This is a genomic window from Candidatus Krumholzibacteriia bacterium, from assembly GCA_035268685.1.
Taxonomy (GTDB): domain Bacteria; phylum Krumholzibacteriota; class Krumholzibacteriia; order JAJRXK01; family JAJRXK01; genus JAJRXK01.
Window position 1 is genome coordinate 1 of record DATFKK010000094.1, and the last position, 25,308, is coordinate 25,308.

The 25,308-nt window shown below is 68.6% G+C and carries 19 protein-coding genes and 1 tRNA gene; 19 read left to right on the forward strand and 1 reads right to left on the reverse strand.

The features are described from left to right. The first annotated feature begins 79 nt into the window (after positions 1–79). The 16 genes from VKA86_09210 (at position 80) to rpoD (ending at position 18,769) form a co-directional block, all read left to right on the forward strand. A tRNA-Sec gene (locus tag VKA86_09210) sits at positions 80–174 on the forward strand. 111 nt (positions 175–285) lie between these two features. After that, on the forward strand, positions 286–1,308 hold the full coding sequence (locus VKA86_09215) for a YegS/Rv2252/BmrU family lipid kinase (protein HKK71385.1): 1,023 nt from the start codon (positions 286–288) through the stop codon (positions 1,306–1,308). Next, positions 1,305–2,021, forward strand: a complete 717-nt coding sequence (locus VKA86_09220) for a DUF5683 domain-containing protein (GenBank protein ID HKK71386.1) — start codon at positions 1,305–1,307, stop codon at positions 2,019–2,021. Before VKA86_09215 ends, VKA86_09220 begins: the two co-directional genes overlap by 4 nt. A 65-nt stretch (positions 2,022–2,086) precedes the next feature. Beyond that, complete coding sequence (gene lepA / locus VKA86_09225; protein HKK71387.1) at positions 2,087–3,904, forward strand: translation elongation factor 4; 1,818 nt, start codon at positions 2,087–2,089, stop codon at positions 3,902–3,904. A 103-nt stretch (positions 3,905–4,007) separates the two neighbouring features. Further along, a complete protein-coding gene (gene lepB / locus VKA86_09230) occupies positions 4,008–4,631 on the forward strand; it encodes a signal peptidase I (protein ID HKK71388.1) in 624 nt (207 codons plus the stop codon). Between the two features lie 25 nt (positions 4,632–4,656). Beyond that, positions 4,657–5,775, forward strand: a complete 1,119-nt coding sequence (locus tag VKA86_09235; protein HKK71389.1) for a coproporphyrinogen-III oxidase family protein — start codon at positions 4,657–4,659, stop codon at positions 5,773–5,775. A 100-nt stretch (positions 5,776–5,875) separates the two neighbouring features. Next, positions 5,876–6,910: a heat-inducible transcriptional repressor HrcA gene (gene hrcA / locus VKA86_09240; GenBank protein ID HKK71390.1), complete on the forward strand. Its 1,035-nt coding sequence runs from the start codon at positions 5,876–5,878 to the stop codon at positions 6,908–6,910. 42 nt (positions 6,911–6,952) lie between these two features. After that, the gene (gene grpE / locus VKA86_09245) at positions 6,953–7,675 is read left to right on the forward strand and encodes a nucleotide exchange factor GrpE (GenBank protein HKK71391.1); all 723 of its coding nucleotides are present in this window, start codon (positions 6,953–6,955) and stop codon (positions 7,673–7,675) included. 90 nt (positions 7,676–7,765) lie between these two features. Beyond that, positions 7,766–9,574: a molecular chaperone DnaK gene (gene dnaK, locus VKA86_09250; protein ID HKK71392.1), complete on the forward strand. Its 1,809-nt coding sequence runs from the start codon at positions 7,766–7,768 to the stop codon at positions 9,572–9,574. A gap of 149 nt (positions 9,575–9,723) precedes the next feature. Continuing rightward, positions 9,724–10,878, forward strand: coding sequence for a molecular chaperone DnaJ (gene dnaJ / locus VKA86_09255; GenBank protein HKK71393.1), 1,155 nt, complete (start codon positions 9,724–9,726; stop codon positions 10,876–10,878). Between the two features lie 9 nt (positions 10,879–10,887). Beyond that, positions 10,888–11,625: an RsmE family RNA methyltransferase gene (locus VKA86_09260; GenBank protein HKK71394.1), complete on the forward strand. Its 738-nt coding sequence runs from the start codon at positions 10,888–10,890 to the stop codon at positions 11,623–11,625. Further along, positions 11,618–12,070: a GatB/YqeY domain-containing protein gene (locus VKA86_09265; GenBank protein ID HKK71395.1), complete on the forward strand. Its 453-nt coding sequence runs from the start codon at positions 11,618–11,620 to the stop codon at positions 12,068–12,070. The genes VKA86_09260 and VKA86_09265 overlap by 8 nt, the downstream gene beginning before the upstream one ends. After that, positions 12,067–12,678 carry a CvpA family protein gene (locus VKA86_09270; protein ID HKK71396.1) on the forward strand — a complete coding sequence of 204 codons (612 nt, stop codon included), beginning with the start codon at positions 12,067–12,069 and terminating at the stop codon, positions 12,676–12,678. Before VKA86_09265 ends, VKA86_09270 begins: the two co-directional genes overlap by 4 nt. Then, positions 12,662–15,094, forward strand: a complete 2,433-nt coding sequence (locus tag VKA86_09275) for a Smr/MutS family protein (GenBank protein ID HKK71397.1) — start codon at positions 12,662–12,664, stop codon at positions 15,092–15,094. The genes VKA86_09270 and VKA86_09275 overlap by 17 nt, the downstream gene beginning before the upstream one ends. Positions 15,095–15,204: 110 nt before the next feature. Next, on the forward strand, positions 15,205–16,983 hold the full coding sequence (dnaG, locus tag VKA86_09280; GenBank protein ID HKK71398.1) for a DNA primase: 1,779 nt from the start codon (positions 15,205–15,207) through the stop codon (positions 16,981–16,983). Positions 16,984–17,011: 28 nt separating this feature from the next. Continuing rightward, entirely contained in the window at positions 17,012–18,769 is a 1,758-nt protein-coding gene (rpoD, locus tag VKA86_09285; protein ID HKK71399.1) for an RNA polymerase sigma factor RpoD, read from the forward strand. Between the two features lie 63 nt (positions 18,770–18,832). Here rpoD and VKA86_09290 read toward each other — a convergent pair whose 3' ends face one another. After that, positions 18,833–19,639 carry an HAD-IIB family hydrolase gene (locus VKA86_09290; GenBank protein ID HKK71400.1) on the reverse strand — a complete coding sequence of 269 codons (807 nt, stop codon included), beginning with the start codon at positions 19,637–19,639 and terminating at the stop codon, positions 18,833–18,835. An 87-nt stretch (positions 19,640–19,726) separates the two neighbouring features. Here VKA86_09290 and VKA86_09295 point away from each other — a divergent pair, with 87 nt between their 5' ends. From VKA86_09295 to VKA86_09305, 3 genes are read left to right on the forward strand one after another with little or no spacing between them, the layout of a single operon-like run. Next, a complete protein-coding gene (locus tag VKA86_09295; protein HKK71401.1) occupies positions 19,727–20,656 on the forward strand; it encodes a PfkB family carbohydrate kinase in 930 nt (309 codons plus the stop codon). Next, entirely contained in the window at positions 20,646–22,859 is a 2,214-nt protein-coding gene (locus VKA86_09300) for an HAD family hydrolase (protein HKK71402.1), read from the forward strand. Before VKA86_09295 ends, VKA86_09300 begins: the two co-directional genes overlap by 11 nt. After that, positions 22,856–25,246, forward strand: a complete 2,391-nt coding sequence (locus tag VKA86_09305; protein ID HKK71403.1) for a sucrose synthase — start codon at positions 22,856–22,858, stop codon at positions 25,244–25,246. Before VKA86_09300 ends, VKA86_09305 begins: the two co-directional genes overlap by 4 nt. Positions 25,247–25,308 lie beyond the last annotated feature (62 nt).

The following is a 25,308-nucleotide window of genomic DNA, read 5'->3' on the forward strand; positions in this document are numbered from 1 at the left end:
AACGTCCTACGGGCACTTTCCCCGTGCATCGCTCCCGGAGGGCCACTACACTGCCGCTACCCGGCGTCGGACGGCATGCGGGAGCGGATGGGTCCTGGTGGGCCCCGGGGACTTCAAATCCTGCGGTCGGGCGTTCGCGTCCGAGGTGGGTTCGATTCCCACACGTTCCCGCCACCCACGAACCGAGGCTCGCGGCGGCCGCCGAGCCGTGGGCCGGCCACCCGACGATCCGACCGTCCGATCGGCACGCCCGCCGGTGCGTTCCCGTCGCCGTGGAGTCCTGCGTTGGCCGAAGACACGCTCACGCTCGATCCTCCGGATACGGAGACCCCCGAGACCGAGAGCCAGGCCGAGGAGCGCGCGCCGGAGGACGAGCCGAAGGTCGTCGCCTTCGCGAACCCCGCTGCGGGCAAGGGCGCGGTCCGGCGACGGCTGGTTCCCTTGCGCGAACGCCTGGTCGTGCTGTGGCCGGGTCTGGAACTCTACATCACCGATGGTCCGGGACACGCCGCGCGGGTGTTGCAGGGCCTGCCGCTCCCGAAGGGGTCGCTGGTGATCGCGATCGGTGGCGACGGCACGGTGCACGAGATCGGGGCCGCGCTGGTGAAGCGCGAGGGAGTCGCGATGGGCGTCGTCCCCTTCGGCTCGGGAAACGACGTCGCGGCACAGCTGGGCATGCCGCGGGACCCCTTCGCCAGTCTCGAAGCGATCAAGAACGGAACGCCGTTGCCGTGGGACGTGGGGTCGATCGGTCCACACGTGTTCCTCAACACGGTGGGCTTCGCGTTGAGCGCCGAGACCTGCTACTGGTCGCACCGGACCGGTCCGCTCACGGGACTGGCCCGGTACGCACTGGCCACGCTGCGCGCGTGGTGGACGCACGAACCGCTCACGCTCGGCATCGACGGCATGCAGCACTCCGGGACGTGGATCACCACGCTGATCGAGGTGGCGATCGGCGATCGCAGCGGGGGCGGCTTCCGTCTCACGGCGCGCGCCCGGGTCGACGACGGTCTGCTGGACGTCTGCATGGTGGAGGCCCTGCCTCGTTGGCAGATCCCGTGGCTCGTGCCGCGGGCCCGCACGGGCAAGCACCTGGACCACCCGGCGGTGACCTACGAGCAGCTGAGCAACTTCCGGATCCAGCTCGCACATGACACGCGCGTGCACGTCGACGGCGAGGTGCACCAGCTGACCAAGGGCGAGCACTCGGTCCGGATCCGGTCCCGCGCACTGCAACTGGTGGTCGCGCCCGACCATCCCCGCGCCATCGTGGCACGCACGTTCGAACTGGGCGACGACGCGTGAAGCGGCTGTTGAGCATCCTCCTCGCGGTTCTTCTGCCGGCCGGTCCGGTGCACACCGCCCTCGCGTCGCCGGCGACGCGGCACGAGATCGCGGCGACGCCGCTGATGCTGGCCCAGGCGACGGACCCCGACGAGCAGACGACGGAGGACCCGCAACCCGAGTCCGACCAACCCCCCGAGTCCGACCAACCCCCTGAGTCCGACCAACCCCCCGAGTCGGGCGACGGCTTCGATCCCTCCGAGGCCGCCGAGCGCGAGCGCCGCGAACAGGCCCTGGACGGCCTGCGCGAGGCCCAGCGGAGCAGCACGGCGGCGATCTTCATGTCGCTCGTGGTGCCCGGATGGGGGCAGCTCTACGCCGACGTCCCGTTCTGGGGCACCGTGGCCTTCGCCACGCAGATGTACTTCCTGGGCTCGATCCTCATGGAATCGCGCCGGGTGGAACGCCAATCGGTGCGGCGCGACCGCGAGGCGATCGGCTCGACCTTCCGCGCCGCCCGCGACGAGTACGTGACCGAACACCGCGAGCGGGCCCGGGACTTCGTCTGGTGGAGCGCCGCCGGATTCCTGATCGTGGCGTTGGACGCCTACGTCAGCGTGGAACTGGCCGGTTTCGACGACGACGACCCTCCGACGCCGGATCTCGACCGGGAGTGGACCCGGAGCGGTGGATCTGGCGATGGCTTCGCGCTCCGGCTAAACTTCGATTTCTGACCGGTGGCCTCTCCGCCGGCCCCTCGACGAGCCGCCGACCCCACGGCGGCCGACACCAGGTGAGCATGTCCATCGATCCCGCCAAGGTCCGGAACTTCTGCATCGTCGCGCACATCGACCACGGCAAGTCCACGCTGGCCGACCGGTTGCTCGAGCGCGCGGGTGCGATCGAAGAGCGCGACATGCGCGAACAGCTGCTCGATTCCATGGACCTCGAGCGCGAGCGCGGAATCACGATCAAGAGCCACCCGGTGCGGATCGACTACACGGCGAAGAACGGCGAGAAGTACGTCTTCCACCTGATCGACACGCCGGGCCACGTGGACTTCCACCACGAGGTGAGCCGCAGCCTCGCCGCGTGCGAAGGTGCGCTGCTGGTGGTCGACGCGGCCCAGGGGGTCGAGGCGCAGACCATCAACAATCTGTACCTGGCCGTGGAGCACGACCTGGAGATCGTGCCGGTGATCAACAAGGTCGACCTGCCGAGCGCGCGCCCCGAAGAGGTCACCGAGCAGATCTGCGACCTGATCGGGTGCCTGCCGGACGAGGTCGCACGGGTGAGCGCGAAGACGGGCGAGGGCGTCGAGGACCTGATGGAGCACATCGTCCAGCAGGTCCCACCACCGGCGCCGAACCGCGACGAGCCGCTGCGTGCGATCGTCTTCGACAGCATCTTCGACGCCTATCGCGGTACCATTGCCTACGTGCGCGTCGTGGACGGCGTGGTGAAGGCGGGCGACGACATCCTCATGATGGGCGGTGGCCAGAAGCACGACGTCATGGAGGTCGGCTTCTTCCGGATCAAGCAGTACGCCACCGAGTCGCTCGAAGCGGGCGAAGTCGGCTACCTGGCCACGGGCGCGAAGAGTGTCGCCGCCCTGCAGATGGGCGACACCATCACGCTGGCCGACCACCCGGCGAAGGAGCCGGTGATCGGCTACGTCCCGGCCAAGCCCATGGTCTTCTCGGGATTCTATCCCGTCGACGCCGACGACTACGAGGGTCTGAAGGACGCGCTCGAGAAGTTGAAGATGAACGACGCCGCGCTGGCTTTCGAGCCCGAGACGAGTGCCGCGTTGGGCTTCGGTTTCCGCTGCGGATTCCTCGGTCTTCTTCATCTCGAGATCGTTCAGGAGCGGATCGAGCGCGAGTACGACATCGACCTCATCGCCACGCTCCCGAACGTCGAGTACCACGCGCAGCTACGGACGAAGACGGGCGAGATCGAGGAAGTGATCGTCGACAACCCCTCCGAGATGCCCGAGCCCGGCTCGCTCGAGACCATCGCCGAACCCTTCGTGAAGGCGAGCATCATCACTCCCAAGGAGTACGTGGGCGGCATGATGTCGATCTCGCTCGAACGGCGGGCCGAGCAGACGGGCATGCACTACCTCGACGAGATGCGCGTCCAGATCGACTTCAAGATGCCCCTGTCCGAGCTCGTGGTCGACTTCTTCGACAAGATCAAGAGCGTGAGCCGCGGCTACGCGAGTCTCGACTACGAGTACCTGGGCTACGAGGCGAGCAATCTGGTGAAGCTCGACATCCTGCTCAACGGTGATCCCGTTGACGCACTCAGTGTGATCGTGCACCGTGACAAGGCCTACGAGTGGGGTCGCGATCTCTGCCGCAAGCTCAAGGAGATGCTGCCTCGACAGATGTTCGAGATCGCGATCCAGGCCGCGATCGGCGGCCGGGTGATCGCCCGCACCAACGTCAAGGCTCTGCGCAAGAACGTCACGGCGAAGTGCTACGGCGGTGACGTCACGCGCAAGCGGAAGCTCCTGGAGAAACAGAAAGAGGGCAAGAAGCGTATGAAGCAGGTCGGGAGCGTCGAGATCCCGCAAGAGGCCTTCTTCGCTGTCCTCAAGGTCGAACGGTGAACCGATGGGCGATGCGCGACGCCGCCGCCCGGGCGAGCAGGAGAAACACGTGACCGATTCGAAGGCGGCCGAGGGCGCCGCTCCCGCCGGCAAGTCCGGCGAGGTGTCCGGGAGCCGCGAGGTCCGACGGCGCGAACCCGTCTGGCTGGAGTACGGCAAGGCGATCCTCACCGCGGTCGCGCTGGCGCTCGTCATCCGGACCTTCGGCGTACAGGCCTTCCGCATTCCGAGCCCTTCGATGGAGGACACCCTGCTGGTCGGCGACCACCTCTTCGTGAGCAAGTTCCTGTACGGCGCCGAGATCCCCTTCACCGGTGGGATCCGTCTTCCCGGCTTCCGCGATCCGGAACACGGGGACGTGATCGTGTTCCGATTCCCGGAGGACCCGAGCCAGGACTACATCAAGCGGTGTGTGGGCGTGCCGGGCGACAAGGTCGAGTACCGTGACAAGGTCCTGTACGTGAACGGCGAGCGGCAGGAGGAACCCTACGTGAAGCTCGCCGACGGCGACCGTATCAGCCCGAACCGCGACAACTTCGGGCCGATCTTGGTGCCCGAGGGCAAGTACTTCATGATGGGCGACAACCGCGATCGCAGCAGCGACTCGCGCTACTGGGGTTTCGTCGACCACACCCAGATCCGGGGCAAGGCGATCTTCATCTACTGGTCGTGGGATCCGGACGCCAACACCATCCGTTTCTCGCGGCTCTTCGACCTGATCCACTGAGGCCGGGCCGGGCGAGGACGACGCCGTGAGCACCGCGCACTCGCTCTACGTGCACGTTCCGTTCTGCGACGTACGTTGCCCCTACTGTCATTTCACGTGTTTCGTGAATCGCGACCCCGAGCTGCCCGAGCGCTGGGCGCGCGCGGTGGTCCGCGAGTGGGGCCTGCACCGGGAGCGGGGGCGGGCCGAACGGGTGGCCAGCGTGTACTTCGGCGGCGGGACGCCTTCGGCGCTTCCCCCCGGGGCGCGGGAGCGGATCGGGACGTGGCTGGCCGACGACGTCGTGCCTCGCCTCGAACCCGAGGCCGAGGTCACCGTCGAGGTCAACCCCGAGAGCGCCTGGCCGGAGAGCCTGCGCCCGTGGGTGGAGGCCGGGGCGAATCGCCTGAGCGTGGGCGTGCAGAGCATGGACCCCGACGTGCTCACCTTCCTGGGCCGCCTGAACACTCCGCGGTCGAATCTACGGGCGCTGGATCTGGCGTGTTCACTGGTGGAGAACGTGTCGGCCGATCTGATCGTGGGCACGCCGGCCGACGACCGTCGCAAGCTCGCCGCCTCGATCGAGGCGATCACCGCGTTGCCGATCGTGCACGTGTCGGCCTACCTGCTCGAGATCCACCGGACCACGCGCTTCGGGCGGGACGTGGCGTCGGGACGCTGGCAGCCCACGCCCGACGACGAGCAGGCCGATCGCTACCTCGAGATGGTCGACCGTCTGGCCGCGCGGGGGCTCGAGGCCTACGAGCTGTCGAATTTCGCGCTCGCGCCTTTCGAGGCGCAGCACAACGCGCGGTACTGGGCGCGCGAGGCCTATCTGGGCCTCGGTCCGTCGGCACACTCCTACGAACCGGAGCGCCGCTGGTCGAATCTCCGCGACACGCGCGCCTGGTGCGAGGCGGTCGAGACCGGCAGGCTCGAGACAGAGGTCGACGAACGTCTGGACCACGCCGCCGTTCGTCGCGAGCGAATCCTGCTCGGGCTGCGCCGGCGCGAGGGGGTGCCGACCGCCTGGCTCGTCGAGCGCGACCGCTGGTGCCACGAGGCGGCCCGGTCCGGCTTGCTGACCCGGCGCGGCGACCGCTGGGCCGCGACCCCCACGGGCTGGCTGGTGCTCGATCAGATCGTCGCCCAACTCACCGACTGACAAGCACTTGCGCGTAGCTGGCAGTCGAGTCCGCCGCTTGACAGCGTCCCCGCCGTGGATATGTTCCCCTCGCAGACGCACCCGACTCCCCGAGGTGGCCATGCCACGTCCGGCCCGTGATCGACATCTTCAGGTCCTGCAGGCGTTGGTGCAGCTCTTCATCCAGCGCCGCGAGCCGATCAGCAGCCGCATGATCGAAGCGAGCGGCATGCTCGACATCAAGAGCGCGTCGATCCGCTCGGTCCTGGGCGAACTCGAGCGGCAGGGTTACCTGATCCAGCCCCACTCGAGCTCCGGCCGGATCCCCACCGATCTCGGGTACCGCGCCTACGTCGACGGGCTGAGGGTGGCCGACCAACCGGTCGATGAGCGGGCGATGCAAGAAGTCGAATCGGCCATCGCCGAGGCCGGGGCGGACCTCGAGCAGGTGCTCCACGCGATCAATCGGGTGATCGGTCGTATCAGCCACAACATTGCGATCCTCGGCGGACCGCGGGACCGCACGCCGCGGATCGTGGGCGTGGACCTCTACCACCGTGACTCGCAGCACGTGTTCGTCCTGATCTCGATGGAGGGCGGCGCGACGCGGACCGAACTCGTGCGCCTCGACCGCGAGATCGTGCCCGAGACCGTGTTCGCCGCGAGTGCCGTCCTGGCCGATCGCCTGGTCGGTCAGTACCCCGAGGACGTCCGCTTGCACTTCGACGACTTCCTGCCCGAGCCGGCGACCGAACGCGAGTCCGTGGCCCGCGACGTGGCCGTCCGGGCCCGGGGGCTGTTCGACCCTCGTGACCTCCTGCAGTTCACCTACGAAGGGCTGGGGGAGGCCCTCGTCCAGCCCGAGTTCGCCGACCCCGAACGCCTGAAGGCGCTGCTGGAACTGATCGCGCAGAGCGAGGTTCTGCAGACGACCCTCGAGCGGACGACCGGTGCCGCACCCGGCGAACTGGCGCTGACGATCGGCCGCGAGAACGAGATCCCGGCGCTGCACCCCTTCTCGCTGCTGGCAACTCGCTTCGAAGTGGACGATCGTGTCGGATACTTCGCGGTACTCGGTCCGCGCCGCATGCCCTACGTGCAGACGGCGGGACTGATCCGGCTGATCGCGTACCACCTCGAGCGCGCTCGGCGCTGATCCGACCCGCGGCTCCCGATCACACCAGGAGTGAACCGATCCATGTCCGATCGACACGATCCGAAGAAGTCCAGCGAGGACACGCACGACCGTTCCGAGGAGCGCGTGTCGACCGACGCCGCGCCCGAATCCACGTCCGGCCCCGAGGCCGGGTCGGAGAGCGGTGCCGAGGCGGAGTCCGCCGACCACGAGCACGATCCCTCCGTGGACGTACGCGAGGTCGCCGAACTGGAGGACAGCCTCGGGCAATCGGCGGAGGACGATTCCGAGGGGCAGGAAGAACCTGCCGTCAGCCGCGAGGTCCAGCTCCAGTCCCAGGTCGAGCGTCTTCAGGCCGAGGCCGACGCGAATCGCGACAAGTGGATGCGCGCCATGGCCGAGTTGGAGAATTTCCGCAAGCGGGCCCGCCGCGAGCTGGATTCGTCCATCAATCTTGCTAGGGCAGATGTACTCAAGCAGCTCCTCGAGGTGCTCGACAACTTCGAGCGTGCCCTCGATGCGTTCGACCAGGCCGAGAATGGCCCGGACGAGACGTTCATCAAGGGCGTGACCCTCATCCAGGACCAGCTCCTGAAGGTGCTGCGGGAGAACGGCGTGTCGCGGATCGAAGCGGTGGGTGAGCCCTTCGACCCGAACGTGCACGAAGCCGTGTCGCAGATCGAATCGGACGACGTGCCCAGCCAGCACGTCGCCCATGTCGTCAAGGCGGGTTATCGCATCGAGGATCAGGTGCTACGACCCGCCGTGGTGGTCGTCGCCCAGTAGGCCGGCTCGGCTCCCTCCGGTCCCCGGTGACGAACCGTGCACGGCGAACACCGATGGGACCGCAGTGGCGGACCCGGACCGGAGGGCGAAGTGAGCAAGGTCATCGGCATCGATCTGGGGACCACGAACAGCGTGGTCGCCGTCCTCGAGGGCAGTCAGACCGACATCGTCGCGAACGCGAACGGGAGCCGGACCACGCCGTCGGTGGTCAGCCTCGGTCCCGGCGACGACTGGCTGGTCGGCGACGTCGCCAAGCGCCAGCTGGCGACGCGTCCCGACGCCACCATCTACAGTATCAAGCGGCTCATGGGCATGCGCTTCGACGAGGTGACCGGGGACGCCGAGCGCCTCCCCGTGAAGGTCGTCAAGGGCGAAGGGGGCATGGCCTGCGTCGAGATCGAGGGCCAGATGCTGTCGCCGGTCGAGATCTCGGCCATGGTCCTCCGCACGCTGCGCGACCGCGCCGAGGAGGTCCTCGGCGAGGACGTCTCGCAGGCCGTGATCACCGTACCCGCCTACTTCAACGACGCGCAACGGCAGGCGACCAAGGACGCCGGTCGCGTGGCCGGACTCGACGTCCTGCGCATCGTCAACGAGCCCACCGCGGCGGCGCTCGCCTATGGACTCGACCGGGGCAAGGCCCAGGACATCGCGGTGTTCGACCTCGGTGGAGGGACCTTCGACATCTCCATCCTGCACCTCGGTGAAGGGGTGTTCGAGGTCCACGCCACCGGCGGCGACACGCATCTGGGCGGTGACGACTTCGACCAGGTGATCATCGACTGGATGGTCGAGGAATTCCGCGAACAGACGGGAGTCGACCTGTCCGGGGACCGGGCCGTGAAGGGGCGGTTGAAGGAGGCCGCCGAGCGCGCGAAGGTCGAACTCAGTGCGGGTCTGGAGTCGCAGATCCAGTTGCCCTTCGTGGCGCAGATCGACGGCGATCCCGTCCACCTCGACCTCACGGTGACCCGCGCGCGCTTCGAGCGCATGGTCCAGCCCCTGATCGACCGCACACTCGAGTGTTGCCTGTCAGCGCTCGAGGACGCCGGCATGACGCCCATGCAGATCGACGAGATCATCCTCGTGGGTGGAGCGACCCGTATGCCGGCCGTGCAGCGCGCGGTCGAGGAACTCTTCGCCAAGATGCCGAACAAGGGTGTCCATCCGGACGAGGTGGTCGCCATGGGTGCGGCGATCCAGGCCGGGGTGCTCGACGGCGAGGTCGAAGACGTGCTGCTCCTCGACGTCACCCCGCTGTCGCTCGGACTCGAGACCCTCGGTGGCGTGGTCACCCGGGTGATCGACCGCAACACGACCATTCCCACGCGGCGCTCGCAGATCTTCTCCACCGTGCAGGACGACCAGAGCTCGGTCACGGTGCACTGCGTGCAGGGTGAGCGCGAGATGGCCGCCGACAACCGCACGCTCGCGCGCTTCGAACTCAGCGGAATCCCTCCGGCGAAGAAGGGCGTGCCGCAGATCGAGGTGGTCTTCGACATCGACGCCAACGGAATCCTGAACATCTCGGCGCGCGACCTCGGGACGGGCCGCGAACAGAACGTGGTGGTCAGTGGGGCCGGGAACCTGTCCGAGTCCGAGATCCAGCGCCTGATCCGCGAGGCCGAGGACCGGCACGACGAGGACCTGCAGCGCCGCGAGCGGGCCGAACTCAAGCATCGGGCCGAATCGTTGCTGCTGAACGTGCGCGACTCGATCGAGTCGGCGCGCCGCAGCGGTGTCGACTCGCAGGTGATCAGTGGTCTCGAGGGCCTGTGCGACGCCGTCGAGGACGCCCTGGTGGGCGACGAATCGGAGCCGTTGAAGGCCTGTGTCGAGGAACTCCAGCAGGCCGCACACGGATTCGCCCAGACACTCTACCAGAGCCGGGACGCCTGAATCCCCTTCCGGCCGGTGCGCGCGGCTCTGGACGCCCGTCCGGGGCCGTTCGTGTCCCCCGGCACCGGAAACCACGGTTGCGCTTGCACCGACCGGCCTTTTCTTGGACGTTCCGGCGAGCCCGCGGACCCACCTCGGAAAGCCCGTGCATGAGCAAGCGAGACTACTACGAGATCCTCGGTGTCGACCGAGATGCCGACGAGTCCGCCATCAAGAAGGCGTACCGCAAGCTCGCCGTGCAGTACCACCCGGACAAGAATCCCGGCGACCAGACCGCCGAGGAACGGTTCCGGGAGGCGACCGAGGCCTACGAGGTGCTGCGCGATCCCGAGAAGCGGCAGCGCTACGACCAGTTCGGTCACGCCGGCGTCGGCGCCGGTGCCGACCAGGGCTTCGGTGGCGCAGGTGGATTCGGGGGCGCGGCCGGCTACGACTTCGACCTGTCCGACGCCCTCCGGGCGTTCATGCGCGACTTCGGCGGCGGAGCCTTCGGCGACATCTTCGGCGAGGCTGCGGCCGGCGGGGGGCGCCGGCGCGCCGGGCGCGGACGCGATCTGCAGATCAAGGTGAAGCTGACGCTCGAGGACGTGGCCAACGGCGCCGAGAAGACCATCAAACTGCGCAAGCAGGTGGCCTGTTCCACCTGCCAGGGCACCGGTTCGCGGGGCGGCACCGAGCCACAGAGCTGTCCGCAGTGCCAGGGCCAGGGTCAGGTCCGTCGGGTGCAGCGCACTCTGCTCGGCCAGTTCATGAACGTGGTGGTCTGCCCGCAGTGTCACGGCGAGGGCACGGTGGTGACCGATCCCTGCGGCGACTGCAACGGCACCGGCCACGTCCGCGGTGAGTCCACGGTCACGGTGAACATTCCCGCCGGTGTGAGCACCGGGAACTACCTGACACTCAAGGGCGAGGGCGACATCGGCGAACGCGGTGCGCCTCCCGGCGACGTTCTGGTGGTGATCGAGGAGGTCGAACACGACCGTTTCGAGCGCCACGGTGACGACGTGCTGATCAACGTCCCGGTGTCGACCGTCGACCTCGCGCTCGGCACGAAGGTGCAGATCCCCACCGTGGACGGTCGCGTGGCGCTGAAGATCCCTGCGGGGACGCAGTCACACAAGGTGTTCCGCATGCGGGGCAAGGGGATCCCGCACCTGCACGGTAGCGGCCGCGGCGACCAGCTCGTGCGGATCATCGGGTGGACGCCGCAGTCGTTGGGGCGCAGCGAGAAGAAGGCTCTCGAGGAGATGCGCGACGCCCTGTCGAAGGGTGTTCCCGAGCCGGGACGCCGCGTGTACGACTAGGAGCAGGCCGTGCAGCTGCAATTCGTCGAGCCCCGTCAGATCCACGGCTCGTCGATCCTGCTCGAGGGTCCCGAGGCGCGGCACGTGGTCAAGGTCCTGCGCCACCGTGTGGGTGATGCGATCGTGTGCACCGACGGCACCGGACGCTTCCTGCACGCCGAGATCGACCGCGTCGAGGGCAGACAGCTGGTGCACGCGAAGATCCTGCGGACCGAGGTCGACCCCCGCGAGGACGGTGCGCCCTGGTCGACGGTGGGTCTCGCCCTGCTCAAGGGCGACCACTTCGAGGTGGCGCTGGAGAAGATGGTCGAGCTGGGGGTGCACCGCGTGGTGCCCCTGATCGCGGCCCACAACGTCGTGAAGTGGAAGCCCGGCGGCGCCGAGCGTAAGATCGAGCGTTGGCAGCGCATCGCCGACAGCGCCACCAAGCAGTCGGGCCGGTCGTGGCGGGTCGAGGTGACCGCGCCGCGGACCCTGGCCGACGCGGTCGAGGATCATGGTACGGGCGCGACGGTCATCGTCGCCGACGAGGTCGAAGAAGAGACTCGCGTCGCCGGGCTCGGGCTCGGGGACCGCGCGCCGCACCTGGCGCTGGTCGGTCCCGAGGGCGGGTTCGGCGACGAAGAGAAGGCCTGGCTACGCGAACGCGGGGCCCGCGCGATCACGCTCGGACCGTTCCGCTTGCGGGCCGAGACCGCGGCCATCGTCCTGGCCGCGGCCCTGAACGAAGGAAGAGGTCATGAGTGATTCGCTGTTCGAGCGTCTGCAGTCCGACATGAAGGCCGCCATGAAGGCGCGCGACAAGGACAGGCTGGGGGTCCTGCGCATGTTGATCTCGAAGGTGAAGTCGACGGCGATCGACGATCCGCAGGCCACCGAGGACGCCGGCGTCACGCGCGTGCTCATGACCTACGCCAAACAACGCGAGGAAGGACTGGAGGAAGCGCGCAAGGCGGGCCGCGACGAGCTGGCGGCGGCCGAGGAGTTCGAGTTGTCGGTCGTGCGCTCCTACCTGCCCGAACCGCTGAGCGACGAGGAACTCGAGTCGCTGGTCGAGGCCGTGATCGCGGACGAAGGGGCGTCGTCGATGAAGGACATGGGCCGCGTGATGAAGTCCGCGATCGCCCGGGCCGACGGCCGGGCCGATGGAGGCCGCGTGAGCGCGACCGTGAAGAAGAAGCTGGCGGGATGACGGTCGTCTACGTCGCCATGGCCGTCGTGGTCACGTGGTTCGTGATCGAAGGCGTGCGGCAGGGCGTGGTGCGTCGTCTGGTCGAGGTGCTCGGCCTGCTGGTGGTGTTCCTCTTCGCCTCGCGGCTGGCCGGTGACCTCGAGCCGATCTTCCACGACCAGTGGGGCATGCCCGCACGAGTGGCCTTCTTCGGGTCGTGGGTGGTGGTCATCGTCGGGGGACTGGTCGCCGTGCGTCTGCTGGCGCAGCTGTCGCAGAAGATCGTGCGGCTCACGATCACCGGCTGGCTCGATCGCGCGGGGGGCGCCGTGCTGGGCGCCGTGTTCGGACTGGTCATCGCCAGTTGTGCGCTGATCCTGTTGCTGGCGCTGCCGGTCGACGAGGACCTGAAGCAGGTCCTGCGCGACGACGAGATCTCCGCGGCCGTACTCCACCTCGCCCCCGCCGTCTACGATGCCGCGAGTTCCGCGTGGGGCGGCAGCGAGGGATTCTTCGAGATGATCCGCGAGCACGTCGAGCCGGTCGCGCGCGACGCGGCCGAGCAGATCCGGGCCACGGTCGACGACACCGTGCAACGACTCGAAGGCGACGATGGATCCCAACCCTGATCGATCGTTGACGCGCCACGACGAGGGTCGCCGGGCGGCACGGATCCTCGGTTGGGACCAACTGCTCGCGTCGGTGGCCGAACACGCGGCGCTGGGGCGGGCCGCCGACCGGATCCGCGCCAGCGAGCCCGTCGACGACGTCGAGGCCCTCCGCGAGCGCTTCCGCTGGATCGAAGAGATCCTCCGTCACCTCGACCGCGGTGACGACGTCCCCCTGGCGCCGTGCGAGGACCTGGTCGCGATCCTGGGCGACGAGCGCACCGAAACGGGGCCGCTGGGAGGCGAAGAGCTGGCCGCGGTGGCCGGTACGGCCCGCGCCCTGAGCGACCTGCTGCACGGCGTGCGGACCTTCGGCGATCGGTTGACCTTCACCGCGCGGTCCCTGCGTGGGGCGGAGGACCCGGCGCCGCTGGCCGACCGGCTCGAGGCCGCACTCGATCCCGACGGTCGCCTGCGCGACGCCGCCAGCCCCCGGCTCGGCCCGCTGCGGCGCACCGCCGAGGCCGCCGAGGCCCGCGTCCGCGACGTGGCACGCAACTCCATGCAGGAGGCCGCCGCCGGCGGGCACACCATGTCCGGCGAACTCGTCATGCGCGGGGCGCGCCCGTGCATCCCCGTGCGCGCCGGCGCGCGCCGCCGGGTGCCCGGAATCGTCCACGACCGCAGCGGCACGGGTGGCACCCTGTTCGTCGAGCCGATGGCCGTGGTCGAGGCGGGCAACGAGCTCGCCGAGTGCCGGATCGCCGTCGAGGACGAGGAGCGTCGGATCCTGATCGAGCTCAACCGCACCGTGGCCGATCACGTGCCGGACCTGCTCGATCTCTTCGAACGCGCGGTCGTGATCGACACCGTGCGTGCCCGCGCCCGGTGGGGGCACGAGCGGCACGCGGAGATCCCGCGTCTGGAGCGCTCGCCGGGGGCTCCGGTCCGGATCGAGGGGTTCCGCCATCCACTGCTGCAGCGGAGTCTGGCGCGTGCCGGGCGGGCCGACGAACTCGTCCCGCTCGACCTGCGTCTGGACGATGCCCGCCTGATCCTGGTGAGCGGCCCGAATGCCGGTGGCAAGACGGTCACCCTGAAGTCGGTGGGGCTGGCGGCGTTCATGGCGCAGGCGGCGATCCCGTTGCCCTGCGCTCACCCGCCGCGTCTGCCCGTCTTCGACCACGTCCTCGTGGACACGGGCGACGAGCAGTCGATCGAGGACGCCCTCAGCAGCTTCAGCGCCCATCTCACGCACCTGCGCGCGATCCTCGGCACCGCGACCGAACGCTCGCTGGTCCTGCTCGACGAGATCGGAGGGGGGACCGATCCCGAGGAGGGCGTGGCGCTCGCGCGTGCGATCCTCGAAGACCTGGTCCGCGGAGGCGGGCGCGCCTTCGTGACCACGCACTACGGACAGCTCAAGGCGCTGGTCGAGGAGGATCCCGGCTTCCGGCACGCGAGCATGGCCTTCGACCAGGAACGGCTGCGACCGCTCTTCGAACTCCGGCTCGACGTACCCGGAGCCAGTCACGCGCTCGAGATCGCCGAGCGCATGACCCTGCCCGACGACGTGCTGGCCCGCGCCCGCGCCCTGCTCGGCGAAGACCGCGTCCGCCTCGACGAACTGCTGCGTTCCATGGAGGCCGCGCGCGCCGAGGCCGAGTCCCGGCGTGTCGAACTCACCGAACAGCTCGATCGCAGCCGGCTGAGCCAACAGCACTACGACCGCCTCGCACGCGAACTCAAGCAGAGCCGTCGCGACCGACTGGACCAGGCCGAGCGCGAGGCCGAGGGAATCGTGCGCAACGCACGGCGTCGGGTCGAGAGGCTGCTCCAGGAGATCCGTGAAGCCGGGGGCTCGGAGGAATCGGTCGAGGCCGCGCGCACCGCGCGCGACGAGATCGAACAGCGGTCCGAGCAACTCCGGGAGCGACAGCGCAAGCGGCAGCGTGCGACCTCCTTGCCCCGGCGTGCGCCGCGGGTCGAGGTGGGGGCCGTGGTCCGCCACACCGATCTGGGTTCGGTGGGGAGGATCGTCGAGGTCCGCGGTGACCGCGTGCGGCTCGAGATCGGCGGCGCCCGCGTCGTGGCCCGGGTCGATCAACTGGCCGCACCCGACGACGAGGAAGCCCGCGTGGAGAGCGCGCCCCGCGAAGGCACGATCCGCACCCAGCTGTCCGATGCGTCGCCGTTGGCCGCCACCCGGGTCGACGTACGCGGCTACGACGTCGAGGACGCATGGCGTCTGGTCGACCGCGCCGTCGATCGCTGTCTGGTGACGGGCATGCGCGAACTCGAGGTCGTGCACGGCAAGGGAACCGGTCGGCTCCGCGCGGTGATCGGCGAACGGCTGCGCGACGACCCGCGCGTGCGCCGCTCCCGGCTCGGCGGTGGGGGACGCCACGACGACGGTGTGACCGTCGTCGAACTGTGAGCGGGGCGACGAAGATTCGTGCCTGGCGAGCGCCGTGGGCCCGCCTACCATGAGAACGTCTCCCGCCCAGCCCGCTCTCGCCCGGCGTGCTCCTTCGGACCGAGGTGCCGATGCGCGGCCGCATTCCCGACGACGTCATCGACAAGATCCGCGAGGACACTGCGATCGAGCAGGTCGTCGGCCATTTCCTCACGCTCACGCGCAAGGGCGGTTCGTACTGGGCGCGGTGTCCCTTCCACAACGAGAAGACCCCGAGCTTCCACGTGAACACCGACCGGCAGATCTTCTACTGTTTCGGGTGTCAGCGCGGCGGAAACGTCTTCCGCTTCCTCATGGACAAGGAAGGGATGTCGTTCCCCGAGGCGGTGGAGTGGTGCGCCGACCGGTTGGGAATCGACCTGCAGCGGTCGGTGACCGACCGCGAGGACGCGGGTCCGGATCCGCGCGAGGGCGCCCTGAAGGCCAACGCCTGGGCCGAGCAGTGGTTCGCCGAACAGCTCCGCGGGCCGGAGGGTCAGAAGGCCCGCGCCTACGCCCGCGAGCGCGGTCTCGCGCCGGAGACGATCGAGTCCTTCGCCCTGGGATGGGCGCCCGCCGACGGTTCCCGTTTCCTGCGAGCCGCGAAAGAGGCGAAAGTCGACACGGAGGCCCTGTTCGGGACCTCTCTGGTCCGCCGGAGCGAGGGCCGGCCGCCGTTTGCCTATTTCCGATCGCGTCTTATATTCCCGATTCGTGGCGTAGCCCAGAAGGTCTACGGGTTCGGCGGCAGGATCCTGGGGCCCGGTGAGCCCAAATATCTGAACACGCCCGAAACCTCCGTCTTCCGGAAGCGTCAGACCCTTTACGCCTTGCCCGAGGCCCGGTCCGCCATGGTCCGCGCCCGGAAGGCTGTTCTCGTCGAAGGGTACCTGGACGCGCTCGCACTCCATCAGGCTGGCTGGACGCAGACCGTGGCCACGTGTGGCACGGCCTTCACGGCCGAACAGGCCAGGATGTTGCAGCGATGGGTGCTCGAGGTGGTCCTGGTCTTCGACGGAGACACGGCTGGACGCAAGGCGGCGTTCAAATCGGCGGGAATCGCCATGGCTGCCGGCATCGACGCACGCATCGTGCGGTTGCCGCAGGGTCACGATCCGGCCGACCTTCTGGCCGCGGGCAAGGGGGACGAGGTGCAGGAAGCGCTGCAGGAGGCACCGGGCCTCGTGGAGTGCATGCGGGAAGAGGTCGACGAGCGCGGTGGCGGTCGGGTGCTGCGTGAGCGTGCGCTCACACACCTGCGAGGCGTCGCGGCGGACATCGCCGATCCCGTTCGCTCCGAACTCCTGTTGGCCGAGGCTGCCGACGCCTTCGGTGTCAGTCGCCACGCCCTGCTCGCCTCGACGTCGCGTCGGAGGCACGAGCCCGCGCCCGACGCCGTTCCCGATTCCACCGACACCCCCGAGGCCGCGCCTGCCACCGAGCGGCACCTGCTCGCCCTCGCGTTGACCTCGCGTCGCGCGCGACGCCATCTCTTCGAGCGCGGCCGTCCCGGACCCTGGCGTTCGGAGACACACGCCGCACTCGCCGAGAAACTGGCCGCCGTCGCGCCCGAGGTCGACGCCGTCACCGCCGTGCACCAACTCGGCGTCGAGGGCACCGAACTCGAGCCCGTTCTGGCGGGTCTCTTCAGCGAGATCGAACCGGCTCCCGACAGCGGAGGTCTCGACCCGGTCGCCGAGATCGACGCCCTTCTGGAAGCAGAGAAGCGACTGTCCCACCGCGCCCGATCCCGACAGGAGCGCGACGACATCGACGCGGCGTACCGTAGCGGTAGCGACGAGTGGAAGGATCGACTCGCTCGCAACCGGCACGGAGACGACGCATCGTCACACCCGACGGATCCCTCTTGACCCGTTCGCACGGGGGGAAACCGAGCCGATGGACAAGACGCAAATCGACAGTTTGATCAAGGAGCTGCAGAAGCAGGCCAAGCGTCGCGGTGGCTACGTGCTGCACGACGAGGTCAACGAGCTCCTCGGTGACGAATTCGAGGTCACGGACGCCGATCGGATCTACGACCGGCTCAGTGATCTGCGGATCGAGTACTTCGACGACGAGTCGACGGCGAAGCAGAAGATGGAGCTCAAGGAGCGTCGCCGTGCGAAGAAGTTGAAGGCCGAGAAGAAATCCCTGAAGAGCACCGTCAAGTACGACGATCCCGTGCGCATGTACCTGCGCGAGATGGGAAAGGTCCCGCTGCTCGACCGCGAGGGCGAGGTCCGTCTGGCCAGGCGCATGGAAGAGGGCACGCTGCGGGTGGTCAAGGCCATCCTGCAGTCGACCCACACGCTCGACGAGCTGCGCAGCCTGGCCGACCGTCTCGGGCGTGACATGCTGGTCGTCGACGAGGTCATCCAGACCGACGCCAGTAGCTGGAACGTCAACACGACGGCGCGCAAGGAGAGTCAGCGGATCACCCGCGCCGTCGACCGGATCGAGAAGTGGCAGGCCGAGATCCGCGAGACCCGCAGGGAGCTCGAGGACGACGACCTCACCGCAGGTCGTCGCAAGACCCTCGAGAAGAAGATCGACACCCGCGAGCAGAAGATCCTCGACGAGTTCGTCGGGCTGAAGCTGAGCACCGCGCAGGTCGAGTCGATGAGCAACGCTCTGCGCACGGTCATGGGCAAGATCGAACGCACCCGCGAGCAGATCGCGCAGTGCGAGGACTTCTGCGGCCTCGACGCCACGAAGTTGGCCGAGACCATCCGCAACGCCCAGAAGCGCAAACACAAGACGGTGAAGATCCCCGACAAGGGAAGCATGGACGTCCAGGACCTCGTGGACATCCAGAACAAGATCCGCTCGCTGCGTTCGAAGATCAGCAAGATCGAGGACGAGATCGGGATCGACTCCGCGAAGTTGCACGAGCTCGTGCTCGAGATCGACGCCGGCGAGCGTCAACTCCAGCAGGCCGTGAAGCAGATGATCGAGGCCAACGTCCGCCTCGTGATCAGCATCGCCAAGCGCTACACCAACCGGGGCCTGGAATTCCTCGATCTCATCCAGGAGGGGAACAGCGGTCTGATGCGCGCCGTCGAGAAGTTCGACTACCGCAAGGGCTACAAGTTCTCCACCTACGCGACGTGGTGGATCCGCCAGGCCATCACGCGGGCGATCGCCGACCAGGCGCGCACCATCCGCGTGCCGGTGCACATGATCGAGGCCATCAACAAGGTGAACCGGGTGAGCCGTCAGCTGCTCCAGGAACTCGGTCGCGATCCCACGGCCGAGGAGATGGCCAAGCTGCTCGACATGCCCACCGACAAGGTGAAGCAGGTCATGAAGGCCAGCCTGGAACCGGTGTCGCTCGACCGCCCGATCGGCGAGGACGAGGACAGCAATCTGGGTGACTTCATCGAGGACACCGCGGCCCCGAGCCCGGCCAAGCAGGCCGCGCACGCCATGCTCGAGGATCGTATGAGCCGGGTGCTCAGCACCCTGACCCGGCGCGAGGAGAAGGTCATCCGCCTGCGCTTCGGGCTGGGTGACGGCACGCCGCGCACGCTCGAAGAAGTGGGCACGATCTTCAAGGTCACCCGCGAGCGCGTGCGCCAGATCGAGGCCAAGGCCCTGCGCAAACTGCGGCACCCGAGCCGTAGCCGGAAGCTCAAGGGTTACACCGAGATCATCTGAGCGCGGTCCGAAGGCTCCGGATCACGACGAGGCGGCTCCACCGGTGGTGGGGCCGCTTCGCGTTCAGCCGGCGGGGAGCTCGTCCATCCAGCCGATCCGGTGCAGACCTTCCAGCACCCCGCGCAGCACCGATTCCTTCGCGAGGATCGTGTTCTCGCTCGCCCGGCTGCCGGGGCGGAAGTGGGCACGGACCTCTTCACCCGCGTTGCCGACCACGATCGACCACCACGGGCGCGAGAGGGCCGCGACGTCGTTGCCCGAGTCGCCGGCGAAGACCACGGCGTCCATGTCGAGGGCGATCCGGGCGCGCAGGTGTTCGACCGCGCGGGCCTTGTCGGTGTCCCGGGGCAGGACGTCGAGCAGACCGTGCCCCGTCCAGGGATCCAGGCTGCGCACCAGATTGACCCGCAGGCCGCGCCCGAGCAGGGCCGAGCCGATCCCGCGGGCCAGATCGTCGCCGAAGTCGCGGTCCTCGCGCAGGAAGCTGCGCTTGAAGCGGGACTGCTCTTCGGGGGCCTGCCGCCGGACGCCGTCGTGGGCCAGGATCACGGGGTCGGCCTCGTCGAGGCTCGACACGCCCAGGGCCGCGGCCAACTGGGTGGAGTAGGCCTCGTCGGGCTCCCAGGTGCCGCCCCGGCGCCAGTGGACGCTGGTGCCGACCGCGCTGGCCACGGCGTCGGGCCACGGCAGCCCCGCGCGCTCGATCGTCGCGAGCGCGTTCTCGAAGCCGCGCCCCGTGACGTAGGCGAGGGCCAGATCCGTCTGGGTCTCACGCCATCGGCGGAAGGCCTCGACGGCCTCCGGGTCCGAGTTTCCGGGTGCGATGAGTGTGCCGTCGATGTCGCTCGCCAGCAGGCGCTTGCGGTCCATCCCTTGACGCCTTCGTCCAGTGGCTTAGGGTCATTCGATGGGCTCGGCGCGGAAGCGCCGGCCTTCCGACCCACCGTACGAAAGACCATGGACCACGCAATGTCGATGCCGCGGCCCATCGTTTTCGGGGAAGCCCTCTACGACGTCTTCGACGGCGAGTCCGAAGTGCTGGGTGGCGCGCCGTTCAACGTGGCGTGGCACCTGCAGGGATTCGGCCGGGAGCCGCGCTTCGTCGGAGCGCGCGGCGACGACGAGCGCGGGCGGCGTATCGATTCCACCATGGACGAATGGGGCATGGACACCGTGGGACTCCAGGTGGACCCGGGGCACGGGACGGGAGTCGTCCACGCCCGGGTCGACGGCCACGACGTCGAGTACGACATCGTCGAGGACGTCGCCTACGACCACGTCGACGCCGAGGCCGCCCTGGCCGCGGTGGACGAGCTCGAGCCCGCCTGTCTGGTCCACGGGACCCTGGCCCTCCGGGCCGACGAGAGCCGGCGGGCCTTCCGCCGGATCCGCGAGTCCACGTCGGTTCCCGTCTTCTGCGACGTGAACCTGCGGCCGCCCCACACCCCCCTCGAGCGGGCGCGGGAGGCCGTCGAGCACGCGACGTGGGTCAAATTGAACGCCGACGAGCTGAACCAGCTCGCCGGGACGACGGCGCGCGACCGCGGCGCGCTCCTCGCCGCCGCCGAGCGGCTGCTCCGGGACAACGATCTGCAGCGGCTGGTGGTGACCCTGGGCGCCGACGGAGCCCTGGCCGTCGACGCGACGGCGGGTGCCGCCTCGGTCGAGGGGGCCACGGTGGAGAACTTCGTCGATCCCGTCGGCGCCGGCGATGCTTTCGCCTCGGTCACGTTGATCGGTCTGCTGGACGACTGGCCCGTCGAGGTCGCCCTGCGGCGCGCGAACGAATTCGCCGCCGTGGTGTGTGAACGCCAGGGCGCCACGCTCCCGGACCGAGCCGACTACGCGCGGGTGCGCGCCAGCTGGGAGTCCGACGATGTCCGCTGACGTCTCGCGACTGCGACACGGACTGCACGTCCTCAGCCTGAGTCTGCACGGTCTGGTCCGCGGCTACGACATCGAGCTCGGGCGCGACGCCGACACCGGCGGCCAGATCACCTACGTGATCGAGCAGGTCAGGGCCCTGGCCCAGCACTCCGACGTACGGCGCGTGCAGCTGCTGACCCGGCGCGTGCACGGCCCGAACGTCGACGATTCCTACGCCGAGGAGCGCGAGGCCCTGGCCGGCAACGCCGAGATCGTGCGCATCGACTGCGGGCCGCGTCGCTACCTGCGCAAGGAGCGGCTCTGGCCCTACCTGGACGAGTTCGTCGACCGCACCATGAATCTGCTGCGCACCCAGGGCGAGCTTCCCGACGTCGTCCACGGCCACTACGCCGACGCGGGCTACGTGGGCAGCGAGATCGCCCGGCTGTTGGGCGTGCCCTTCGTGTTCACGGGCCACTCGCTGGGACGCGTCAAGCGCATGCGGATGCTGAAGGGCAAGTCCGACGCCGAGACCATCGATCGGCAGTTCAACTTCCCCATGCGCATCGAGGCCGAGGAGATCGCGCTCGAGACCGCATCGGTGGTCACCACCAGCACCGAGCAGGAGGTCGAGGAGCAGTACGCGCTCTACGACCACTACGAGCCCGAGCGCATGGAGGTGATCCCGCCGGGCGTGGACCTGTCGCGCTTCCGGCCGCCGCGTGACGACGAGCCGAAGCCCGCCATCGCTCGGGAACTCGATCGCTTCCTCCGCGATCCCGAGCGTCCTCTGATCGTGGCGTTGGCCCGTGCCGACGAGCGCAAGAACCTGGCCGCGCTCGTTCGGGCCTACGCGAGCAGCGATCTGCTGCGAGAGCGCACGAACCTGGCGATCCTCGCGGGCGGCCGCGAGGACATCCGCGAAATGGGGAAGGCCCCGCGGAAGGTCCTCACCGAGCTGCTCCTGTTGATCGACGCGCACGACCTCTACGGGCAGGTGGCGTACCCGAAGTCGCACCGCCCCGAGGACGTTCCGGAACTCTACCGATGGACCGCTCGCACGGGTGGGGTGTTCGTGAACCCCGCTCTCACCGAACCCTTCGGTCTCACGCTGATCGAGGCGGCAGCCAGCGGCGTGCCGATCGTGGCCACGCACGACGGCGGTCCGCGGGACATCATCAAGGCCTGCCGCAACGGACTCCTGGTCGATCCCTTCGACGACGCCGACATCGCCCGGGGGATCGAAGAGATCGTCGGCGACCGCGAGACCTGGGAGACCATGTCGCGGTCGGGCATCGAGGGCGCTCGCCGCACCTACGGCTGGGACGGTCACGCCGACAGCCTGGTGAACGAGGTGCGCCGGGTCATCCTGGGATCCCGCCCCCGGTCGGAGATCACCACCGTGGCGCCCGAGCGCCTCAAGCGCGCCGAGCGGGCGATCGTGATCGAGCTCGACGGGGTGTTCACCGAGGACAAGCAGGGAGTGCTGGACCTGGTCAAGCGCCTGCGCGAGACTTCGGCCGACGTCGCGCTCGGGGTGGTGACCGGTCGCCGTCCCGATGCCGCGGCCGAGCTCTTGCACGACCTGCAGGTCCCCGTTCCCGACTTCATGATCGCGGCCGCCGGTACCGAGATCGTCTACGGCCGCAAGCGGGTGTCCGATCGCTCCTGGGCACGACACATCGACCATCGTTGGCAGGCGCGGGCCATCCAGAAGGCACTGATCTCGATGCCGGGCATCACGTTGCAGCCCGAGACCGAGCAGCGTCACTTCAAGGTGAGTTTCTATCTCGACGACGAAGAGGCCCCGAGCCTGCGCAAGATCCGGCGGGCGCTGCGCCAGAGTCGCCTGCCGGCGAAGTGCGTGCTCAGCGACGGATCGTTCCTCGACGTGGTCCCTTCGCGCGCCTCGCCCGGTCGCGCTCTGCGATTCCTGTCGTACAAGTGGGAACTCTGGCCGGACCGCGTGTTGGTGGTGGGCCGGACGGGCATCGACGAGGACATGCTCCTGGGCGACACCCTGGGCGTGGTCGTCGCCGATCATTCTTCCGAGCTGCGCAACCTGCGTGGGCGGCCCCGGGTCTACTTCTCCGAGGCCACCGGTGTTCACGCCGTGATCGACGGCATCGACCATTACGACTTCCTGGGCGAGATCCGGGTGGATGACGAGGCCGGTGGCGAAGCCCTGCGGGCGAGCGCCGGAGACGGAGGGGAAGGCTCATGAGCGAGGATCTCCAGCGCGATGTCGATGCCCACCGGGCACGGCTCTACGGATTCTTCCGGGGTCTGGTGACCGCGGAGCGCGTGCTGCTGCTCCGGACCGATCTGGTGGAACCCTTCGAGCGCTTCGCCGCCGAGAAGGACGACGGTCTCCGCGAGACCCGGCTCGCACGTGCATTGCTCACCGCGCAGGAGGGCGTGGTCCGCGGGCGCACGTTGTGGCTGGCCATGCGTCCCCGCGTCGCGCAGTGGAAGCACCTGCAGATCCACTGCGAAGAGATGTGGGTGCGTGAGGTCGAGGTCGCCGAGTACCTCGACGCCAAGGAACGCGCGGTCAACGGTGGTCCTCCGAGTGCCTGGCCGCTGGAAGTGGACTTCGGTCCGTTCGAGCGGGGATTTCCGCGCCTCAGCGAGGCCCGCTCGATCGGCCGCGGCGTGGAGTTTCTCAACCGGCACCTCGCTCGGCGGGTCTTCGACGACAAGGGGCCCGGAGCCCAGGCGATCTTCGACTTCCTGCGCCTGCACCGCATCGAGGGCCGGCCGGTGATGCTGAACGAACGGATCCCGAACCTCACGACCATGGTGTCGGCGCTGCGCGATGCCATCGAGTGGATCGAGATCCAGGCCAGCGAGGCCCTCTGGTCCGACCACGCCGACGTGCTCAGCTCCATGGGTTTCGAGGTCGGCTGGGGCCGAACGCTGGAGCAGGCGCGCTCGACCATGGAGCTGCTGGTCGACGTGCTCGAGGCGCCGTCGCCCGAGCCGCTCGAGCGCTTCCTGCGGCGCATCCCGATGATCTTCAAGGTGGCGATCCTGTCGCCGCACGGCTGGTTCGGCCAGGCCGACGTGCTGGGCAAGCCCGACACCGGCGGTCAGGTCGTCTACATCCTCGACCAGGTGCGGGCACTCGAGCGCGAGATGCGGCACAGCATCCGTCAGCAGGGCCTGGACGTCCAACCGCAGATCATCGTGCTCACGCGGCTGATCCCCGAGGCCGAGGGCACGACCTGTGATCATCCGGTCGAGCCGATCCTGGGCACCGAGCACGCGCGGATCGTGCGCGTGCCCTTCCGCGACGAGAACGGCGAGGTGTTGCAGCACTGGATCTCTCGCTTCGAGATCTGGCCCTACCTCGAGCGCTACTCGATCGAGTGCGAGCACGTGCTGAGCGCCGAGTTCGGCGGCCGGCCCGACCTGCTGATCGGCAACTACTCCGACGGCAACCTCGTGGCCACGCTGCTGTCGAAGCGGCTGAAGGTCACGCAGTGCAACATCGCCCACGCGCTCGAGAAGACCAAGTACCTGCACAGCGACCTGTACTGGCGCGACCACGAGGACGAACACCACTTCGCCACGCAGTACTCGGTCGATCTCATGGCCATGAACTCGGCCGACTTCATCATCACCAGCACCTATCAGGAGATCGCCGGTACGCGCCAGACGGTCGGGCAGTACGAGAGCTACCAGAGTTACACGCTGCCCGGGCTGTACCGGGTGAACAACGGGATCGATCCCTTCGACCCGAAGTTCAACATCGTGTCGCCGGGGGCGGCCGAGGACGTGTTCTTCCCGTACTGGGAGGCCGAGCGCCGGGTCGAGTCGATGCACGACGAGCTCGACCGCATGATCTTCGGGCCGTCGGGCGAGGACGGCTTCGGCCATCTGGAGGACCGCACGAAACCGATCCTGATGACCTTGTCGCGACTGGACCGGATCAAGAACATCGCTGGCTTCGTCGAGTGGTACGCGCACAGCCCGGAACTGCGCGAGCGGGCGAACGTGCTGGTGGTCGGTGGGTTCGTCGATCCCTCGTGGTCGCGGGACGCCGACGAGCGGGCGCAGATCGAACGTCTGCACCGACTGTTCGCCGACCACGATCTCGACGGGCAGGTCCGGTGGGCGAACATGCTCACCGACAAGACCTTCGTGGGCGAGCTCTATCGCTACGTGGCCGAGCGCAAGGGCATGTTCGTGCAGCCGGCGCTGTTCGAGGCCTTCGGGCTGACGGTGATCGAGGCCATGGTCAGTGGTCTGCCCGTCTTCGCCACGCGCTACGGTGGCCCGCTCGAGATCATCCAGGACGGTCGCAACGGTTTCCACATCGACCCCAACCACGGCGGGCGCGCCGCGGAGCTCATGGCCCAGTTCGTCGACTCCTGCCGACAGGACCCCGATCTGTGGAACCGGACGTCGCGGGCGGCCTACGAACGGGTGCAGGAGCACTACACGTGGGGTCTCTACGCCCAGCGTCTGCTGGCCCTGTCGCGGGTCTACGGATTCTGGAAGTACATCACGAACATCGAGCGCGAGGAGACGGCCCGGTACCTGGACATGTTCTACGGGCTGATGGTCCGGCCCCTGGCCATGGGGGTCAGCGACCGGTCCTCCTGAAGACGGCCCGCACAACCGGGGAATCCCCGGTTTCTTGACCACTCGGGGTCTTGGTGTTAGCT

Excerpts from the sequence above, each read along its gene's own strand:
- VKA86_09300 (HKK71402.1), top strand. The coding sequence starts at position 20,646 with ATGTCCGCTGACGTCTCGCGACTGCGACACGGACTGCACGTCCTCAGC.
- dnaG (HKK71398.1), top strand. The coding sequence starts at position 15,205 with ATGCGCGGCCGCATTCCCGACGACGTCATCGACAAGATCCGCGAGGAC.
- rpoD (HKK71399.1), top strand. The coding sequence starts at position 17,012 with ATGGACAAGACGCAAATCGACAGTTTGATCAAGGAGCTGCAGAAGCAG.
- lepA (HKK71387.1), top strand. The coding sequence starts at position 2,087 with ATGTCCATCGATCCCGCCAAGGTCCGGAACTTCTGCATCGTCGCGCAC.
- VKA86_09275 (HKK71397.1), top strand. The coding sequence starts at position 12,662 with ATGGATCCCAACCCTGATCGATCGTTGACGCGCCACGACGAGGGTCGC.
- VKA86_09290 (HKK71400.1), bottom strand. The coding sequence starts at position 19,639 with ATGGACCGCAAGCGCCTGCTGGCGAGCGACATCGACGGCACACTCATC.
- grpE (HKK71391.1), top strand. The coding sequence starts at position 6,953 with ATGTCCGATCGACACGATCCGAAGAAGTCCAGCGAGGACACGCACGAC.
- VKA86_09295 (HKK71401.1), top strand. The coding sequence starts at position 19,727 with ATGGACCACGCAATGTCGATGCCGCGGCCCATCGTTTTCGGGGAAGCC.
- dnaJ (HKK71393.1), top strand. The coding sequence starts at position 9,724 with ATGAGCAAGCGAGACTACTACGAGATCCTCGGTGTCGACCGAGATGCC.
- VKA86_09265 (HKK71395.1), top strand. The coding sequence starts at position 11,618 with ATGAGTGATTCGCTGTTCGAGCGTCTGCAGTCCGACATGAAGGCCGCC.
- VKA86_09270 (HKK71396.1), top strand. The coding sequence starts at position 12,067 with ATGACGGTCGTCTACGTCGCCATGGCCGTCGTGGTCACGTGGTTCGTG.
- VKA86_09305 (HKK71403.1), top strand. The coding sequence starts at position 22,856 with ATGAGCGAGGATCTCCAGCGCGATGTCGATGCCCACCGGGCACGGCTC.
- hrcA (HKK71390.1), top strand. The coding sequence starts at position 5,876 with ATGCCACGTCCGGCCCGTGATCGACATCTTCAGGTCCTGCAGGCGTTG.